The organism is Jejuia sp. G7-7, assembly GCF_055808955.1.
In genome coordinates this window covers 1,465,407-1,485,355 of the sequence record NZ_JBVVSZ010000002.1, presented here as the reverse complement: position 1 = coordinate 1,485,355, position 19,949 = coordinate 1,465,407, and the positions used below count along the sequence as shown (strand labels likewise).

Annotated in this window: 17 protein-coding genes and 2 pseudogenes; all 19 read right to left on the bottom strand. The window is 33.8% G+C overall.

Annotated features, from left to right (window positions below):
- Positions 1-29 precede the first annotated feature (29 nt).
- On the bottom strand, positions 30-1,271 hold the full coding sequence (locus tag AC0L5U_RS17090; RefSeq protein ID WP_473417660.1) for a LamG domain-containing protein: 1,242 nt from the start codon (positions 1,269-1,271) through the stop codon (positions 30-32).
- Between the two features lie 104 nt (positions 1,272-1,375).
- Positions 1,376-2,649 (bottom strand): annotated as a pseudogene (gene argH / locus AC0L5U_RS17085) (argininosuccinate lyase).
- Between the two features lie 204 nt (positions 2,650-2,853).
- The gene (locus AC0L5U_RS17080; protein WP_473417659.1) at positions 2,854-3,921 is read right to left on the bottom strand and encodes a M20 family metallo-hydrolase; all 1,068 of its coding nucleotides are present in this window, start codon (positions 3,919-3,921) and stop codon (positions 2,854-2,856) included.
- 1 nt (position 3,922) lies between these two features.
- Complete coding sequence (argB, locus tag AC0L5U_RS17075) at positions 3,923-4,705, bottom strand: acetylglutamate kinase (protein ID WP_473417658.1); 783 nt, start codon at positions 4,703-4,705, stop codon at positions 3,923-3,925.
- Positions 4,698-5,636, bottom strand: coding sequence for an N-acetylornithine carbamoyltransferase (locus tag AC0L5U_RS17070; RefSeq protein ID WP_473417657.1), 939 nt, complete (start codon positions 5,634-5,636; stop codon positions 4,698-4,700). Before AC0L5U_RS17070 ends, argB begins: the two co-directional genes overlap by 8 nt.
- Before the next feature lie 5 nt (positions 5,637-5,641).
- Positions 5,642-5,995 carry a GNAT family N-acetyltransferase gene (locus AC0L5U_RS17065; protein ID WP_473417656.1) on the bottom strand — a complete coding sequence of 118 codons (354 nt, stop codon included), beginning with the start codon at positions 5,993-5,995 and terminating at the stop codon, positions 5,642-5,644.
- 91 nt (positions 5,996-6,086) lie between these two features.
- Positions 6,087-6,851, bottom strand: coding sequence for a glutamate 5-kinase (gene proB / locus AC0L5U_RS17060; protein ID WP_473417655.1), 765 nt, complete (start codon positions 6,849-6,851; stop codon positions 6,087-6,089).
- 1 nt (position 6,852) lies between these two features.
- Positions 6,853-8,049, bottom strand: a complete 1,197-nt coding sequence (locus AC0L5U_RS17055; RefSeq protein ID WP_473417654.1) for a glutamate-5-semialdehyde dehydrogenase — start codon at positions 8,047-8,049, stop codon at positions 6,853-6,855.
- Between the two features lie 64 nt (positions 8,050-8,113).
- A complete protein-coding gene (locus AC0L5U_RS17050; protein WP_473417653.1) occupies positions 8,114-9,241 on the bottom strand; it encodes an aspartate aminotransferase family protein in 1,128 nt (375 codons plus the stop codon).
- A 1-nt stretch (position 9,242) separates the two neighbouring features.
- Positions 9,243-10,037: a pyrroline-5-carboxylate reductase gene (gene proC / locus AC0L5U_RS17045; RefSeq protein ID WP_473417652.1), complete on the bottom strand. Its 795-nt coding sequence runs from the start codon at positions 10,035-10,037 to the stop codon at positions 9,243-9,245.
- Positions 10,038-10,276: 239 nt separating this feature from the next.
- Positions 10,277-11,254 (bottom strand): N-acetyl-gamma-glutamyl-phosphate reductase, encoded by a 978-nt coding sequence (gene argC / locus AC0L5U_RS17040; RefSeq protein ID WP_473417651.1) that lies wholly within the window; start codon positions 11,252-11,254, stop codon positions 10,277-10,279.
- Between the two features lie 3 nt (positions 11,255-11,257).
- Positions 11,258-12,433, bottom strand: coding sequence for an argininosuccinate synthase (locus tag AC0L5U_RS17035; protein ID WP_473417650.1), 1,176 nt, complete (start codon positions 12,431-12,433; stop codon positions 11,258-11,260).
- Between the two features lie 17 nt (positions 12,434-12,450).
- Complete coding sequence (locus AC0L5U_RS17030; protein ID WP_473417649.1) at positions 12,451-13,029, bottom strand: GNAT family N-acetyltransferase; 579 nt, start codon at positions 13,027-13,029, stop codon at positions 12,451-12,453.
- Between the two features lie 411 nt (positions 13,030-13,440).
- Positions 13,441-14,243 (bottom strand): annotated as a pseudogene (locus tag AC0L5U_RS17025) (3-keto-disaccharide hydrolase).
- Positions 14,244-14,253: 10 nt separating this feature from the next.
- On the bottom strand, positions 14,254-15,306 hold the full coding sequence (locus AC0L5U_RS17020) for a sugar phosphate isomerase/epimerase family protein (RefSeq protein WP_473417646.1): 1,053 nt from the start codon (positions 15,304-15,306) through the stop codon (positions 14,254-14,256).
- A 70-nt stretch (positions 15,307-15,376) separates the two neighbouring features.
- Positions 15,377-16,522 carry a Gfo/Idh/MocA family protein gene (locus AC0L5U_RS17015; protein ID WP_473417645.1) on the bottom strand — a complete coding sequence of 382 codons (1,146 nt, stop codon included), beginning with the start codon at positions 16,520-16,522 and terminating at the stop codon, positions 15,377-15,379.
- 71 nt (positions 16,523-16,593) lie between these two features.
- The gene (locus AC0L5U_RS17010; RefSeq protein ID WP_473417643.1) at positions 16,594-17,787 is read right to left on the bottom strand and encodes an MFS transporter; all 1,194 of its coding nucleotides are present in this window, start codon (positions 17,785-17,787) and stop codon (positions 16,594-16,596) included.
- Between the two features lie 27 nt (positions 17,788-17,814).
- Complete coding sequence (locus tag AC0L5U_RS17005) at positions 17,815-18,783, bottom strand: sugar phosphate isomerase/epimerase family protein (RefSeq protein WP_473417642.1); 969 nt, start codon at positions 18,781-18,783, stop codon at positions 17,815-17,817.
- Positions 18,784-18,885: 102 nt separating this feature from the next.
- Positions 18,886-19,929, bottom strand: coding sequence for a helix-turn-helix transcriptional regulator (locus AC0L5U_RS17000; protein WP_473417641.1), 1,044 nt, complete (start codon positions 19,927-19,929; stop codon positions 18,886-18,888).
- Between the last annotated feature and the right edge of the window lie 20 nt (positions 19,930-19,949).

The following is a 19,949-nucleotide window of genomic DNA, read 5'->3' as shown; positions in this document are numbered from 1 at the left end:
ACCTAACCATTTTATTGCCTACAAAAAACTTATTCAGGTTTGTAAACACGAATATAATCGATACGCATAGTAGATCTTGCCTCGCTTAAAACTGATGAATCTGTAAAATAATCGGCTACTTGAGGAGGATTAGTTTTTTCTCTCCAAGGTTGTGAAGCAGCACTAATTATTAAATACATATCTTTATTTAATCCTGTACCGTCTAAATTGTTTCTAGGATCAATTTGATTTGTTGGTGTTTCTCTAACTAATTCTCCATCAACATAATATTTTAATGTAAAAGGGTCTAACCAAAGTACACCATATTCATGGTAATCATCTGCCCATCTTGTTCCTTTTCCGTCAGCATAATACGTCTCTTGACCAGTAGGTTGATAATCATCTACTATATTTCCTCCACTTCTTTTAAAAGTATGATGACTTAAGTGTAAACGTTGAGAAAAATAATTATTTGTTTTATCACCGTAAGCCTCTAGGTTATCAATTTCTTGTGTAGAATCACTACTTAACATCCATACAGCTGAAGCTAATACAGATTCACTTATTTTAACCCTAGCTTCCATGTACATCGGGTAACCTACAGCTGTTTTACTTGACACCATTCCTGTTCTTATAACGTCTGCACCACCTACATTATCAATTGTTGCTTTATACACCATTTCCCCTCCAATTATTGTAGATTGACTAGCTGAATAGTATGTAGGCCTAGCACCTGTCCATCCATTAAAAAAGCGATCTTGCCAATTATCTGTAAACTCAGTAGTTTTTCCTTCGTAATTAAACTCGTTTGTAAATTTAGGCTGAATAACCCACATCTTATTATCAGGAGCGCTTGGAAGAAATGCCACTTCATTTTGAGTCTCAGGTTCGCTATCCGTGGTTATTTCTTCTTGATTGCCATAAACTGTTTTATTATCTGCAATAAAATATGCTCTTATGTAATATTTTGTCTCTCCACTTAATCCAATTATTGTTACAGAAAAATTACCTGAATTTGAACTTGACTGTAACTTATTATCATTAACACTAGGGTTAGTACTTGTACCCCAACTTATGCCTCTTTCTGATATTACTAAATTATCTGTGCCATTAGTAACTAAACCTCCGGTAATAACCTCTGAAAAAACAGATGTTTTATTTACAGTTGTTGTACTAATTGTTGTGGAAATAATAGCTGGTTCTTCCTTGGTTGAGTAATCTCCATTGCTGCATGCAAAAAAGCTTATAGTGAAACAAACCATCAATAATAAAACTTCTTTTTTCCTAATCATTTTTATTTTTTAGAAAATTCTAATAACCCATCTTAAAATGAATTAGAACAATTATTTTTTTGATAAAATTAAAACATAATAACAAAAAGTAATTACTTGAAAAACTATTTAGGAAACTTCCCTCGAATCTTATCCAAACTTAAATTATGAATACTTCCAACGTGAGTGTGCTGTTTTGAAGTATCTGGAACGTAAGTACCATCTTGTAATTGTCCACCAATTTTTTGATAAGCTTCTCTAAAACTTTGCCCTTCAACTACTAAGGTATTTATATTATCTACTGTAAATAAATACTTGTATTTATCATCATGAATATCAACATCTTTCACAATAATTTGTTGAATTGAATAATTAAAAATATCCAAAATATCTTTTAATTCTTCAAAAGCGGCAATCATATTTTCTTTCAACAATTGAAAATCTCTGTGATAACCACTTGGCAAATTATTGGTTATTAAAATCATTTCGCTTTGTAAAGCCTGAATTTTGTTACACTTACCACGAATTAATTCAAAAACATCAGGATTTTTTTTATGCGGCATAATACTACTTCCGGTTGTTAATTCATCTGGAAAAGAAATAAAGCCAAAATTCTGACTCATATATAAACAAGTATCCATAGCAAAACGCGCTAAAGTATTAGCCAACCCACCTAAGGCAGCTGCGATAGTTCGTTCATTTTTCCCACGCCCCATTTGCGCCGCAACAACATTGTATTTTAGGGTAGAAAAGTCCATTTCTTTGGTAGTTAATTCTCTATCAATAGGAAATGAACTCCCATAACCTGCAGCAGAACCTAATGGGTTTTGATCTACAGTTTTGATTGCAGCATCTAGCATATAAACATCATCAATCATCAATTCTGCATAAGCCGAAAACCATAATCCAAATGATGATGGCATTGCAACCTGCAAATGCGTGTAACCCGGTAAAACTTTATCTTTATAAGTATCGGCTAAACCTAAAAGCGTATTAAAGAGCGTTCTAGTTTTCTCTTTTACAAAGCCTAAATTCTCTTTATAATACAAATGACAAGCCACTAAAACTTGGTCGTTTCTTGACCGTGCGGTGTGGATTTTTTTCCAACTTCACCTAAAGACTTTGTGAGTTCAAACTCTATTTTAGAATGAACATCTTCAAATTGAGCATCGATTTCAAAAGTACCATCTTCAATTTGATTTGCTAAAACATCTAAGCCACCTAATAATTCCTTTAGTTCTTCGGAAGTTAAAATTCCAATGCTTTCTAACATTTTTGCATGTGCTTTTGAAGCAATAACGTCGTATTTTGCAATATGAATATCAATTTCTCTATCGTTTCCAACGGTAAATTGTTCTATTTTTTTATCAATTGATATGCCTTTATCCCAGAGTTTCATTCTTAAATCTTTTTGTCATTCCTGCGAAGGCGGGAATCTATTTTAAATTTCTGCGAAAGCAGAAATCTCTACTTTCATTATTAATTATTAATATTTTTACACCTACAAGATTTTAGAAACCTTGCAGGAGATTTTTTATGGATTCCTGCCTTCGCAGGAATGACAGAACTGTTAACGATTACACATTTAAACAATTCAACTTTTTTACACTATTACCCGATTCAATAATTCAACGTAAATTCTAATGCCTTCTTCAATTTCATTTATATAAATAAACTCATCAGCTGAATGTGAACGTGTACTATCCCCAGGCCCTAATTTTAATGATGAACAAGATAACCAAGCTTGATCTGATAATGTTGGAGACCCATAAGTAGATCTTCCCATTGCTATACCAGCTTTTACCAATTCATGCCCCATAGGGATGGAAGATGAATTTAAATGCACACTACGTGGTTTTATCTTAGTTACAGGTGCGTTATCTTCTAAAATCTTTGCGATTTCCTTATTACTATAAGCATCATTTACACGAACATCAATAACTAAGTCTACATGAGCTGGCACAACATTATGCTGAGAACCGGCATTAATTTGAGTTACTGTTAGTTTTACATCTCCAAGAGCTTTAGAGCCCTTTTCAAACTTTAAGTTTTCGAACCATTTTAACGTTTCAATACTTTTATAAATCGCATTATTATCGTTTGGATGTGCGGCGTGACTTGGAGTGCCTTCTATAACTGCATCAAAAACTACCAGACCTTTTTCGGCTACAGCCAAATTCATTAAAGTTGGTTCGCCTACTATTGCTACATCAATATGTGGAATTATCGGTAACATACTATTTAATCCATTTGGACCACTACTTTCTTCTTCCGCGGAAGCGACAATTACCAAATTATACTTTAAATTTTCGTGATTATAATAATAAGTAAATGTTGCAATTAAAGACACTAAACAACCTCCAGCATCATTACTTCCTAAACCATATAATTTCCCATCATCAACTATGGCTTTAAGAGGGTCTTTGGTATATCCTGAATTTGGTTTTACAGTATCATGATGCGAGTTTAACAATAGCGTTGGTTTACCTTCTTCAAAATATTTATTAACTGCCCAAACATTGTTTTTTGTGCGTTTATAGTCAATATTATATCGACTGAACCAATCTTCAATATGCGATGCGGTTACATCTTCTTCCGAAGAAAACGACTGCGTTTCTATCAACTTTTTTAAAAGTGATATTGCATCATTTGTTAAATCTTGTATCGCCATGCTATAACGTTATTGTTGTAAAATTATCATTTTCTTGAGTCAACATCGCTATGTTTCCCATGTTTATAGTATTAACACCATTTTTCAATGCATCAAAACAATTTTCAAGCTTTGGAAGCATACCATCTGCAATAATACCTTCATCTAATAATTCTTGATAAATCTTAGAATCAATATGTTTCACAACTGAATTCTTATCATTTATATCTCTTAAAACACCATTCAATTCAAAACAATAATAAACTGATGTTTCGTATAAATTACTCATACCAACTGCAACTTGTGACGTAATCGTATCGGCATTAGTATTTAATAATTGTCCGTTCCCATCATGTGTAATGGCGCAAAAAACAGGTGTAAAATCTGCTTGAATTAATTTATCTATTGAATTATGAGCAACAACCTTAACATCGCCTACAAAACCATAATCTATTTCTTTTACTGGTCGTTTATCAGACTTGATACTGTTTATATCTGCACCTGTTAACCCAATGGCATCAGTATTTAAAGCTTGTAATTTTGCAACTACATTTTTATTTACTAAACCACCATACACCATAGTAATTACTTCTAAAGTTTCTGCATCTGTAATGCGTCTTCCATTTATCATGTTAGACTCTATGCCTAATTTTGAAGCAATATGAGTCGCACGTTTTCCGCCACCATGCACCAAAATTTTTTGCCCTTCTAAATTAGAAAATAATTTTAGAAATGCATTTAGAGAAGCTTCATCTTCTATAATGTTTCCTCCTATTTTTACTATGGATAGTTTTTCTTTAGGCATTTTCTAATATCTTTTTAAGTACCAATTGCGCCGCATAAGTTCTGTTATTAGCCTGTTGAATTACTAAAGAACTATCACTATCTAAAACCGCATCTTCAACTACAACATTTCTTCTAACTGGTAAGCAATGCATGAATTTTGCATTACCTAATTTTTCTTTGGTAATCATCCAGTCTGTTTCTTTATTTAGAACTTTTCCATAATACTCAAAAGAACTCCAGTTTTTTGTGTACACAAAATCGGCATCTTTAAATGCTTCTTCTTGATTGTGATAAATTTTAGTATCTCCAGTAATTTCAGGATTCAAATTATAACCTTCTGGATTTGCAATAACAAATTCCACATCCATTTTTTGCATCGCCTGAACGAAGCTATTTCCTACTGCATGTGGTAAGGCTTTAATATGTGGTGCCCAACTTAAAACTACTTTTGGTTTTTTAACTTTAGCATGCTCAGAAATTGTAATAGCATCTGTCAATCCTTGTAATGGATGCCCTGTAGCGCTTTCCATATTTACAATAGGTACAGATGCAAACTTTACAAAAGATTTTAGTACTTGCTCACTTTCATCTTTAACTTTATCGGTTAAGGTTGGAAATGCTCTCACGGCGATAATATCACAATACTGAGACACTACTGCTGCAGCTTCTTTTATATGTTCTGCTGTGTTACCATTCATTATAGTACCATCTCCAAATTCAATACCCCAAGCATCTCCAGAAACATTCATCACAATAGGATTCATCCCTAAATTTAAAGCTGCTTTTTGAGTGCTTAATCGCGTACGTAAACTTGAGTTGAAAAATAATAAGCCAATGGTTTTGTTTTTACCTAATTCATTATGTTGAAGCGGGTTTACTTTTAGTTGCTTCGCTTCTTCAATCCAAGAATTGATGTTATCTATATCGTGTATTGACGTGTAATGTTTCATTATAATTATTCTATTTCTAAAACCATCTGTTGATGGATAATTCCTGTTTTTTGTGATGGATATTTAGCTCCAAAGGTTATAAAATCAAATTTTTTATAAAACTCAACCGCCGCTTCTCTGGCACTTAAGTCAATTTTAGATACGTTTTTCGTTTTACTATACCTTATTAACTCCTTTACTATTTTTGTTCCGACACCATGTTTTTGAAATGACTTCTCTATTGCCATTTGAGAAATAATACTTGTTTCATTTTCAATATTTAAACGCCCAGTACCAACAACTTTATCTTTATTTAAACATATAAGATGAATTCCTTCTTCCTCAAATTCATCATTAATTATATCTAAACTATTTTCCATATTGTAGAAAAATAGTTTTTCTCTAATTGCAACCGCTTCTTTATAATAAGAGTTTTTAGTATCAATGTATTTGAGATTGAAACTGTACAACCTACTTTATTTTAGTAAACGGCACTTTCTCTTCAAACGCATTAATTATAAAATTATCTTCCAATCCATTTACAATCCAAGTTTCAATATTTTTAGCTTTAGTTACAGATGCTGCTTCAATTTTGGATGCCATTCCGCCACTACCGTGTGATGATTTAGAATTCACAACCTGCGCTCTTAAAATATCAAAATCTTCAACTAAACTTATTGTTTCTGGTGTCCCATTTTCAATGGAAGTTTTAGTATAAATACCATCAGTATTTGTTGCAATAATAAACAAATCTACATTTAATAGCGAGGCTGTTAAGGCGCCTAACTTATCATTATCACCAAACTTAATTTCGTCTGTTGCTACTGTATCATTTTCATTGATGATAGGTATATAATTATTATTCACCAACACATTAATTGTATTCATGATATTGACTCTACTTTCTTTCTTTTCAAAATCTGAATATGATAATAAACATTGTGAACTCAACAACCCACATTCTCTAAAAATTTCCTGATAAATACGGATTAAATGCGGCTGACCAATAGATGCCAAAGCCTGTTTCACGAATACATCCTCCTGTTTACTCTCTAATTTCACAAACTGTTTTGCCACAGCTATCGCACCCGAACTCACAATAATAAATTCGCAAGTATCTTGAAGTTTTGCTATTTGATTTGCTATATCTTCAATCTTACCTCTAGAAATATTATCGGTTTCTTTTGTAAGTGTGTTAGAACCTACTTTTAGTAATATGCGTTTTTTCTTTTGCATGTTATCTTATTTGCCCATTACCGTGAACATACCATTTATTAGTTACCAAATGCTGTAAACCTATTGGTCCGCGTTGGTGTAATTTATCTGTACTAATAGCTAATTCACCGCCTAAACCAAATTCAAATCCATCTGTAAAACGAGTAGAGGCGTTATGGTATACTGCACCACAATCTACCGCCATCATAAAATTATCGGCAGCTGCTTCTGCACTTGTTACAATTGTTGCTGAGTGCCCTCCACTATATTTGTTAATCATTTCAATAGCAGCTTGTGTATTAGCTATACTTCCTATAACTATTTTATAATCTAAAAACTCTTTGTACCAGATAGTATCATCTTCTATTTGCTTTACCTCTGTATGAGCACTAAGTGAAGTATCACCTAAAACCTCTACATTATGGGTTGCTAAACGGGCTAACAAATCCTTAACAAACTGTTCTCTATTTGGTAAATCGTTATCTATAATAACCTTATCTACTGCATTACATCCGGATACTTTTTGTGTTTTAGCATTTACAACAATATCTAAAGCCATAGCTAAATCTGCGTGCTTGTGCACATACACAAAGTTATTTCCACGCCCACTAACTATAACAGGACACTTGGCATTTTGCTTAACAAACTCAATTAAACGCTCGCCACCACGAGGCACTATTAAATCCAATGTTTGTGTTGGATTCTCTAAAAAAGCTTGTGTTTCTGTGCGGTTGTAATTCAAATACTCTACCCAATCTGTACTCACGCCATTAGCTTCTAATGCTTTATGCCAAAGATTTACTATTGCCAAATTAGAATTTAAAGATTCTTTACCGCCTTTAAGTAAAATTTTATTTCCTGATTTAAAAGCTATACCACCAGCTTCGATAGTAACATCTGGACGCGATTCATAAATAATCATTACTGTACCAAAAGAGGCCGTTCTATTATAAACTTGCATGCCATTATCATGTGTAAAACGAAAACGCTCAACACCAAGAGGATCTTCTAACTCAGATAACTGACGTAAAGATTCAATCATACCTTCAATTTTGGCATCATTTACCTTTAAACGATCGCTCATGGCTAAATCACTATCATCATAACTATCCATGTCTATTTTATTAGCATCAAGAATAGTTTGCGCATGTGCTCTTACCAATTCTTTCATAGAATTAAGTACGGCATTACGCTTATCTATGCTTAGTATTTTATTCATTCTTACTTTAATTTTAAAGTTTGCAGAATTACAAAATAGCAGTTCTACAAACTAAATTTTATATTTATTTTAAAGCTTTTTTAAGTGCTTCAAAAAATTGATCTATATATTTCTTTTCTATGTTTAGAGGTGGTAAAATTCTAAGTAATTTTTTATTCATTGCACCACCGGTAAACATGTTATAATTATAAATTAAATCTTTGCGTAGATTTCCAACTTCAAAATCGAATTCTAAACCAAGCATCAAACCTCTACCTTTTATATTTTTTATCTGCGGAATGGTTTTCGCTATAGAAATAAAATAATCTGACATCGCATTCACATTGTCCATCAAATTTTCTTCCTCAATCGTATTTAAGACCGCTAATCCAGCTGCACATGCTAGATGATTTCCTCCAAAGGTTGTTCCTAACATACCGTATTTAGATTCAATATCTGGATGAATTAAAATTCCACCAATAGGAAAGCCATTCCCCATACCTTTTGCAATCGAAATAATATCTGGTGTTACATTATAATGTTGAAATGCAAAGAATTTACCCGAACGTCCGTAACCAGATTGTACTTCATCTGCAATAAACATCGTGTTGTTAGTTTTACATAACGCATAAACTTGCTCAAAGAAATCCGAAGTACCTTGATCTAAACCACCAACTCCTTGAATAAACTCTACAATAACCGCACATACATCACCCTTTTCCAGTTCAGCTTTAACACCTAAAATATCATTTAAAGGTAAAATAGTTACCGCTTGTTGTGCGTTAATTGGCGCAATTATATTTTTGTTATCAGTAGCCGCTACAGCTGCCGATGTACGGCCATGAAACCCATTACTAAAAGCAACAACTCGCTTTTTACCAGTTTTAAAAGAAGCTAATTTTAAAGCATTTTCATTTGCTTCTGCTCCAGAATTACATAAAAATAATTCATAGTCTTTACACTCTGAAAGTGCTTCAATTTTATCAGCAAGTTCATTTTGCAAAGGATTTTGAATCGCATTAGAATAAAACCCTAAAGTTTCAACTTGATGTGTTATAGCCTTCACATAATTTGGATGTGCATGCCCAATCGAAATTACAGCATGCCCTCCGTAAAGGTCCAAATATTCAGTACCCTTATCATCGTAAACATGGATGCCTTTTCCCGAAACCGGAGTAACATTATATAATGGATAAACGTCAAATAATGGCATTTTAATTCTTTTTTAATTGATTTATTTTTTCAAACGAAGCCACAATTCCTTGAATTAATGCAGAACTTAATCCTTGATGTTCCATTTCGTTTAAACCCTCAATAGTACAACCGCTTGGCGTGGTTACTCTATCTATTTCTTGTTCTGGATGTCTCCCAGATTCTATCAATAAACTCGCAGATCCAAAACAAGTCTGTACTGCTAATTGATGGGCTTCTTCAGCTTCAAAACCTAACTGAATAGCACCTTGAGTAGTAGCACGCACAAGACGCATCCAAAACGCAATTCCACTAGCGCAAATCACGGTAGCAGCCTGCACCAAATCTTCTGGAATTACCATAGTAGTCCCTAACTGATTAAATATATCTTCTGCCAAAGGCACTTTATCCTGTCCAGCTTTATTAGCCGCAATACAGGTCATAGACTTCCCTATCGAAATTGCCGTATTAGGCATTACCCTAATTATCATTTTATCAACACCTAATATATTTTCAATTCTAATAGTGTCTACACCTGCAGCTACAGACATAATAATGTGATTGCTCGTGATTTTCGACTTTACACTTTCCAAAACACCATCAATATGTTTTGGTTGTAAAGCGAAAATCACTATATCCGAATTATCAACCGCCAATTCATTATCGCTTGTCAAAAAAACATTCTCAACACTTTCAAAACTTTTTACAGCTTTAGTGTTTCTATCACTTAGATACAATGAGGTAAACGATTCATTTTTAATAAGTCCCTTAGCAATTGAACTTCCTAAATTCCCTGTTCCTATTATGGCTATTTTCATAATCTTATTAGTGTTTCCTCTTTCGAGATATTTTATTTTTTGGGCGTTACCCTAAAGGGTCGGGCTTTCCGTTCCAAGTCCTCGCACCTCCTTCGTCGGGCTGTGGGCTTTCCTCTGCAATCCCAAACGCGGAAGCCTCCCTAACCCCTCCTAAGGATGGGAATGCTTACTTTTACTTTTTACTTAACAACCTATTCGTCCACACTTTAGTTCCTCCCTTTCGGGGAAGTTAGATGGGGCTAGAAATACGTCGCCTTTAATCCTAATCCTGTTGTTTCTTCTAAACCAAACATCAAATTCATATTCTGTACTGCTTGTCCAGAAGCACCTTTCAATAAATTATCAATACAACTCGTAATTAATAATTTACCGTTGTGTTTATGTAAATGCACCAAACACTTATTCGTATTTACTACTTGTTTCATATGTAAAAATTCATCCGAAACAAATGTAAATTTAGCATCTGCATAAAACGATTTATAAATCGCTTTTGCATCTTTCACGGTTCCTTCAAAATCTGTATAAATTGTCGCAAAAATTCCTCTAGAAAAATTACCTCTATTTGGCATAAAAATAATTTCAGAAGAAAAATCGTTTTGCAATTGATTAACCGACTGGTTTATCTCTCCTAAATGTTGATGCGTAAAAGGTTTGTAATACGAAAAATTATTATCTCTCCATGTATAATGTGTTGTTGCAGATAACGATGTTCCTGCACCTGTAGCACCAGTAACCGCATTAATATGGACATCTTTTTTAATCAAACCAGCATCAGCCAATGGCAATAACCCTAATTGAATGGCTGTTGCAAAACACCCAGGATTGGCAATATATTTTGCTTTAGTAATATCTTCTTTTTGTAATTCAGGCAGTCCGTAAACAAACGTTTTACCATCAAAAACTTTATCAGCTTCTAGTCTAAAATCGTTTCCTAAATCAATAATTTTTGTGTTATCCGAAAATGAATTAGCCGATAAAAATTTAACCGAATTCCCATGCCCTAAACACAAAAACAAAACATCGATATTAGGATTCACAGTATCTGTAAACTCTAAATCTAAGCTCCCAACTAAATCTTGGTGCACTTTGCTAATTTTGTTTCCAGCGTTACTTGTACTGAACACAAAATCAATTTCAGTTTCAGGATGATTAATTAATAATCTAATTAATTCACCAGCTGTATAACCTGCACCACCAATAATTCCAACCTTAATCATATCTTAAGAATTTACTTGTCTGTATATTTTATTTTGATTGCCTAGAATTTTAATAAATCCTTTTGCGTCATCAGCTGTCCATGCCTTATTTTCTTCGCCATAAGTACTAAACTTACTAGACATTAAATCATGATCTGAAACAATACCATCTAAAGAAAAATGATATGGTTTTAAAGACACAATAACGTCTCCAGAAACCATGTTTTGAGAACTCTGTAAAAAAGCTTCAATATCTCTCATAACAGGATCTAAATACTGACCTTCATGTAAGTGCATCCCATAGAAACTAGACAAATATTCTTTGTGTTGTAATTGCCATTTTGTTAATGTATGCTTTTCTAATAGATGATGTGCTTTCACCGTTATTAAAGCAGCCGCTGCTTCAAAACCAACACGTCCTTTAGTTCCAACAATAGTATCTCCAACATGAATATCTCTACCAATTGCGAAGGCCGAAGCAATATCATTTAATTTCTCAATATTTACTTCAGGTGCATTCTCTTCACCATTTAGCGCTACAAATTCACCATTCTTAAAAGTTAAAGATACTTTTTCTTCGTCTTCTTTTTCTAATTGAGACGGATATGCTTCACTAGGTAATGGTTTTTCAGACTCCAAAGTTTCAACACCACCAACACTTGTTCCCCAAAGTCCTTTATTAACTGAGTATTTAGATTTTTCCCAAGGCATATCAATACCCTCAGATTTTAAATAATCAATTTCTTCTTGTCTTGTTAATTTCTCGTCTCTAATTGGTGTAATAATTTTAATATTTGGTGCTAAAGTTTGAAAAATCATATCAAAACGCACTTGGTCATTACCTGCTCCTGTACTTCCGTGAGCAATATATTCAGCATCTATACTTTTGGCATATTCAATGATTTCTATAGCTTGAATTATACGCTCTGCACTAACAGAAAGTGGATATGTACTATTTTTTAATACGTTACCATAAATTAAATATTTCACCACTTTTTGATAAAATGTAGATACTGCATCAATATTTTTATACGTTGAAACGCCCATTTTATAAGCATTACTTTCTATATGTTTGATTTCTTCGGTTGTAAATCCACCTGTATTTACACTTACTGCATGCACATCATATTCTTTCGATAAACTTACCGCACAATACGAAGTATCTAATCCACCACTATATGCTATTACTAATTTTTTCATTTTCTAATTATATATTCTTATTCTTCTTTAAACTTTAATTGCCCTATTACAGATTCAAAACATGCATTAACGTAATATCTATAACTAAGTTCATCTCGTAATTTACCTAATTTCTCAAGTTCTTCAACTAATACCGTAGACATTTTAGATAAGCTAACATGGGTCATTCCTAACAATTCATTATAATGATGAACTTTAGAAGTTTGCGCAATAGAAATGAGATATGTATCAGAATAAAACTCAGTCATCCTATTCATTAACAACAATCCAAGGTTATAATTTCTATACTCTCGATTTACCCACAAAGAACAACGTTCATAAACAGAATGTCCTTTAACATGATGCTCATGAACAAAAATATGACCAATAATTTCATTCTTTTTCTTCAATAAAAAACATCCATTTTCAACTCGATTTTTCAACATCTCTACACTTACAAAATATAGTGAGGGGAGTTCTTCTGATCTTTCTGAAATAACCGCTAACAATCTATTAGGAAGCTTAAAAACAAGCTCAACTTCTATTCCTGCCAAGGCACAATAGACTTCAGCTTTTTCTAAAACGCTTGTAATTTCTTGGTTCAATCTAGTATCCATTTTAAGTTATGCATTTTATATGCATATTTGTTTTTCTCTATAGTTTAAAATCATTAAATCGATTCTTAAACAAAATCCTTAATTAAAGTGTTAAAACTCTAACAATCTTTAATTTTACTTTAAAAAAATAACGAAAATCGAAAGTAATTTACTTTCTTAAGAAAATAGCCCCTTAGGGGCGATTTTTAGGAATACGCACAACAACAGTTTTAGTATTTTCTACTAAAACAATAGAGATAAGAGATATGTGGTTTCCTGTTTTCACATGAATAACTTCTCAAACTATTAACTCTAAATCGTCGGCGAAAGCCCCTTTCGTTAATATTAAGCCGCAAAACTACAATTAATTATGGATTTTACAACATTAAAAAGAAAAAATAAAATGCCTTTAATTTACTATTGGTTTTGTTTTTATTTTAATTCCCTAACCCAAATATTACGATAACTCACAGGGCTGCCGTGGTCTTGTAATTTAATAGGTCCTTTTCCATGTGGCGGATTTTTAGGCCAACCTATATATGGCGTAGTACCCTTTATCTCGTAATGGTCTTGAATTAAAACACCATTATGAAGTACCGTTATAGTTCCCGATTTTGTTTTTTCGCCTTCTGAATTAAACTCTGGTGCATGGTAAATAATATCATAAGTATTCCATTCTCCTGTTGGAACTAAAGCTTTTGCTAAAGGAACAGATTGCTTATAAATAGAACCTACTTGTCCGTTTACATAGGTATCGTTGTCGTTATTATCTAAAACCTGAACTTCGTAACGTCCTTGAAGAAACACACCGCTATTCCCTCGGTTTTGTCCGTCTCCTTTTATTTTTTCAGGAGATTTCCATTCAATATGAAGTTGCACAGAACCAAATACTTTTTTAGATTGAATAGTTGCATTTACTTTTTCTCCCCCCTATCAACTATCATACTTTTATCATCTGGATTCAAAATCCAAGTCGCGGAGCTTTTATCTTTAACCCGAACCCATTCATCTATACTACTGCCATCAAATAACACTATAGCATCACTAGGTACTCCATTTTGCCCTGTTGGATTTACCGTTGGCGGTACTGGCTCATAGAATTCAGTTTCTTCTGGTCTTGTAGGTTCTAATGATTCTTCAACAGTCTCCTCTTTTAAAACTTCCTCTGATCCTTTTTGATTTTGATTACAATTAAAAAGTATTAAACCAATAAATACGACTAAAATTCTTTTCATGATAAATAAATTAAATCCCTAAAACACTTTTCAAAAATCCTTCGTCAATATCACCGCCAGCAAAATCATCAAAACTACGTTTTGCAGCTTCAATTATATGCTTTTGAATAAATGGCGCGCCTTCTCTTGCACCTTGTTCAGATGATTTAATACAACACTCCCATTCCATAACCGCCCAAACATCAACTTCATACTTTGTCAGTTTTGAAAAAATACTTTTAAAATCTACTTGTCCGTCACCCAACGATCTAAAACGTCCTGCCCGATCTTTCCAATCAGAATAACCACCATAAACCCCTTGCTTTCCAGTCGGATTAAATTCTGCATCTTTCACATGAAACGCCTTAATACGCTCATGATAATAATCTATAAACGTCAAATAATCCAAATGCTGCAACACAAAATGACTTGGGTCATACAATATATTCGCACGTTTATGATTTCCCGTAGCTTCCAAAAATCGTTCGTATGAAATCCCATCATGCAAATCTTCCCCTGGATGAATTTCATAACACACATCCACACCTTGTTCATCAAAATGATTCAAAATTGGTACCCATCGGTTTGCTAATTCTTTAAAACCCATTTCTACCAATCCATTTGGTCGTTGGGGCCACGGATAAACGGTGTGCCACATCAACGCCCCAGAAAATGTTGCGTGAGATTTCAAACCTAATCGTCCACTAGCAGTTCCAGATTTCTTCACAAAATCTATAGCCCATTCAGTTCTTGCTTTCGGATTATTTCTAACCTGTTCAGGTGCAAAACCATCAAACATTTTATCATAAGCTGGATTTACCGCCACCAATTGTCCTTGTAAGTGGGTAGATAATTCTGTAATTTCTAATCCATACGAACTTACTTTTCCATTCAATTCATCACAATAAGTTTGACTTTCAGCAGCGGTTTCAACGTCTATTAAATTCGGTTCCCATGTTGGGATTTGTATGCCTTTATACCCTAAATCGGCAGCCCACTTACACATTCCGTCCAATGAATTGAATGGTGCTTCGCTTCCCGCAAATTGTGCCAAAAATACTGCTGGTCCTTTTAATGTTTTCATAATTCTTACTTAACTAGAAGTCTCTCCTATACCTCTCCATTGGGGAGGAACTGAGTACTCAATTATTATATTATATTTTCGTCCAAGCCGAATTTTTCTTATCACTTTCAACCGCAGCATAAATAAACTTCATACCTCGAATCCCATCTTCAACCGTTGGATAATCTGGTTTTTCTATGTTTTCCCCATTATTTATAGCCGTAACATGAGCTGCAAAATTCTTATAAATAGTCGCAAAAGCCTCTAAATAACCTTCTGGATGACCTGCTGGAATTCTAGAAACCTCAAGTGCTTCTTCATGTAAACCATTTCCGTTTGGCGTGAATATCTTTTTAGGTTCTTCTAGCCAACGTGTTATCAATTCATTCGGGTTTTCCTGATACCATTCCAAACTTCCTTTGGTACCATATACCTTAATGCCTAGATTATTTTCTTCACCTAAAGCAATTTGCGAAATAGAAATACTGCCCTTAGCACCATTTTCCATGCGTATCAACATATTGCCATCATCATCCAAAATTCGTCCTTCTCCAAACTTTCCTAAATCGGCAGCGATTTCATCTATTTTTAAACCTGTAATGTATTCGATTAAATTTTCAGCGTGTGTCCCTATATCTCCCAAAGCACCACCAATTCCAGATTTTTTAGGATCGATTCTCCAAGCCGCTTGCTTTTGTCCTGTTTTTTCCAAAGAGGTTGACAACCAACCTTGAAGGTATTGTGCTTGTATTTTTCTAATTGTTCCCAATTTGCCTTTTGCGACCATAGCTTTCGCTTGTTTCACCATCGAATTCCCTGTGTAATTATGTGTCAGCGCAAATAGTTTTCCGCTATTGGCAATCACATTTTGTAACGTTTCAGCTTCTTCTAAAGTTAGCGTTACAGGTTTATCACATACCACATGAAATCCGTTTTCTAAAGCTAGTTTAGCTGGCGGAAAGTGCATATGATTTGGTGTTACAATTGCCACAAAATCCATTCGCACATTTTCTGGTAATTCTTTTTCCTTTTGAATCATCTCTTCAAAAGTACCATAACATCTACTTTCTTCTAAATTTAAAGCTATCCCTGATGCAATCGATTTTTTGGCAGTACTACTAAATGCACCACAAACCAATTCAATCATCCCGTCAATTGCTGCTGCTCTTCTATGTACATCTCCAATAAATGATCCGGTGCCTCCACCAACCATTCCCATTCTTAATTTTCTACTCATTAAGTATTTATTTTAATATATTTTAGTATTGAAACTAACTTATTCATGAACTTGAGCTACCCTCATATGTTCTATTTTTTCCTTATCAAGAAAAGAATTCCATAAAGTACAACCAAGGCTAATGGGAAATACACCATATAGCTTAATGTTGCTCTTCCTGCTACTACCTCCGCAGCTTCGGCAGTTAAACCAGAATTTAAAGCCGCTTCTCTACCTTTATCTAACCAAGAACCAATTACTGGTTGCCAAATCCCTGTAGCTAACATTCCAGCTCCACCAACTAGCGACATGCCTAAAGCTCCTGTTTTTGGCAAATATTCTGAAACAAAGCCAATAGTTGTTGGCCAAAAATAACACACACCTACTGCAAATAAAATTGCCGACATATAAATAAGCGCAGCACCATCAACCACACTCATTGCAAAAACAGCAATTGTGGTTAAAATGGCAGACATCCATAAAACCCCAACAGGGTTTAGCTTATGTACTAGTGGCCCAGCAAAATAGCGTCCAAGAGCCATAATAGTTGTAATCATTGCAAACACCAACATGGGGTTTACACCAGTACTTCCCAGAATTTTTTCTACCCATTGTTGTACACCAAGTTCAGAGGTTGCAGACAATGTCATACAAACTGCAATGAATAAAAACAATGGGCTTGCTAAACCTTTAATATTTAATGCTGTATTTGTTTCGATATGCTGACTTTCTGGAAATTTCTGTTTAAAAAACAAAAATCCGTATACTAATGTTGGTATAAACATTATCGCTATTTGAGCCTGCCATCCTAATCCTAAATAAGTCATAAGACCTGATATCAATGCACCAATGGCAAGCCCTCCAGGAAACCATACATGAAATTTATTTAGCATAGCCGTTCGGTTGTTCGTATACATATCAGCAATCATAGGATTACAGGCCGCTTCCACAGAACCATTGGCGAAACCTATCAACAAAGATGATATTAAAAGTGTAGCAAATCCACCTGCATAAATAGTCATTAAAAGACCAACTAAATGCGAAGCGAATGCCATAATCATTAGTTTTCGAGCCCCTAATTGATTGTATAATAAACCTCCTAAAATAGTCGCAATAGGAAAACCTCCAATTGCCATGGCATTAACCCATCCTAATTCTGCATTAGTAAGATTAAATTGCGCGCCTAAATCATTAAGTATTCCAGCTCGAATTGCAAAAGTCATTGCCGTTACAACCAAAGCAATACATGCCGCTGTAAAAATTTGATTCTTATTTACTTCTTTCATTTTATATTTTAGTTTGGTTAATTTATATTAAGACAGTTGTTTTCCAACTTTGGTTAGTAAATCTCTAGTTGCTGTAATTCCTGCTGTTTCTGTCATACCATGACCTTCGAACTCAATACCCACGAAACCTTTATAACCTACTTCCTTAACCATTTTCATTACTTTTAAATAGTCTATTGTAGTTTCATTTCCGTCCGCATCAAAGTCATAAGATTTTGCGCTTACTGCTTTTGCAAAAGGCAATAATTCTTTCATACCTTGATATTTATCATAAGCGTCTAGACAGTTTCGTTCTTTATCTTTTTTAATGCAGAAGTTTCCAAAATCTGGCAATGTTCCACAATTTTCATTTTTAATTTGAGAAAACACATCGTGCATCCATGCTCCATTTGAAGAAAACCCACCATGATTTTCAACTAAAACATTAATATTTGAACCATTAGCAAAATCGGATAGTTTAGTTAAAGAATCTACCCCAGCTTTGACAGCATCATTTTTATCAACACCTCCAGCGAGATTTACTCTGATGGCATGACAGCCTAAAAAGTTAGCTGCCTCTACCCACTTGTAATGATTTTCTATGGCTTTTAAACGCTTGTCTGTATTAACATCAGCTAAACCACCTTCTCCATCAACCATAATCAACACATTTTGCTGACCTTCAGAATTTGCTCGAGACTTCATCTCTTTTAAATATGCCATATCTTTTGCTTTGTCCTTAAAAAAGCCATTAACATATTCTATACCTTCACAACCAAAACTTCTGGCTTTTGCAGCAAAATCTAAATTATCCATTTCTCCACTTTTTAAGGATCTATGAAAAGACCATTGAGCTAATGAAATTTTAAAAAACAACTCATTTGATGCTTCTATCACCTCAACTACTTCTCTTTCCGAAATGTTTTTTTCTTTTGAATTTTTACAAGAGTAAAACCCTAGTACGGATAACGCTAAACTGGCTTGAGACGCTTTTACAATAAAATTTCTTCGTTTCATAATATTAACTAGTTGATTTGTTTAGAATTCAAGGAATCGTGTGAAATTATAGAATTAAAATCTATTCAATGTTTATTTTTATTCAGTGAAAGAATTTAAACACTACACCTCTGGATAAGCACTTATACTTTCATTTGTCTGAAACTTCATTCTGTACTCATTAGGAGAACACCTCTCATGCTTCTTAAAAACTGTTGAAAAATATTGACTTGTAGTAAATCCACAAGCATAAGCTACCTCACTTACAGTTATATTAGGTTTAGTTTGAAGCATATTTTTTGCCATTTCCAAACGCCTAATACTCAAATACCGCATGGGAGTCAAATTTGTAAGTTGTTTACAATGATGTGTAAAACGTGTTAATCCAACACCTGCTGATAGCGACATCTGTTCTATAGTCCAATTTTCCGATAAATTCTTTTCAAGCTCGTTCAAAAAATATTGCACACTTCTCGAACTATCGGTTAAAGATTCATTTAAAGTGATATCTTCTGTATTTAATAAGTCTAAAATTAAAATCAATAAATAATTGACCAGTAATCTAATTTTAGAAGCATTACTTCCTTTTTCATCAGTATTTACAGCAATATTAATACGTTTAAAGCAATCTCGAATTCGCTGATCGGTTTTTAAAATAGACTTTTCATTTTGCCTTAAAATTGTTGTTAAACGAGATAAATCATCTTTTGTTAAAGTAACCCAATTTGGCCAAACCCAGTCTTGATGAGGTCTTCTCACCCCTAAATCAATAATTACCCAATAAAATTTCCCCATCCCAATATGTGGATTCCCAACTTTGTGAGCTTCCCATGGCCTTGTTATCGTCAAATGATTAGGCGTTAACAAAACCTCATTGTTTTCTTGCGAATAAGGCATAGTTCCAGATTCTAAAAAATGAAATTCTATACCTTCATTTCTATGCCAATCCAAACCCCAATCTTGAGGTTCATTGGCATCCCAGTAACCAATACTGTTCAACCCAATTGTGTTTTCATCCAATCTATCCCCAGGATAAGTATGACGAGCCAGAGCTTTAAACTTTAATTTATTTCTTTTGTAAGCATCTATTAATGGCAAACAAGTGTCTGCATGATAGACAAATCCATCTGCTTCATAAGGTTCAATTTCTTGTCTATTTATTTTCAACTGAAAGATTTTAAACATTT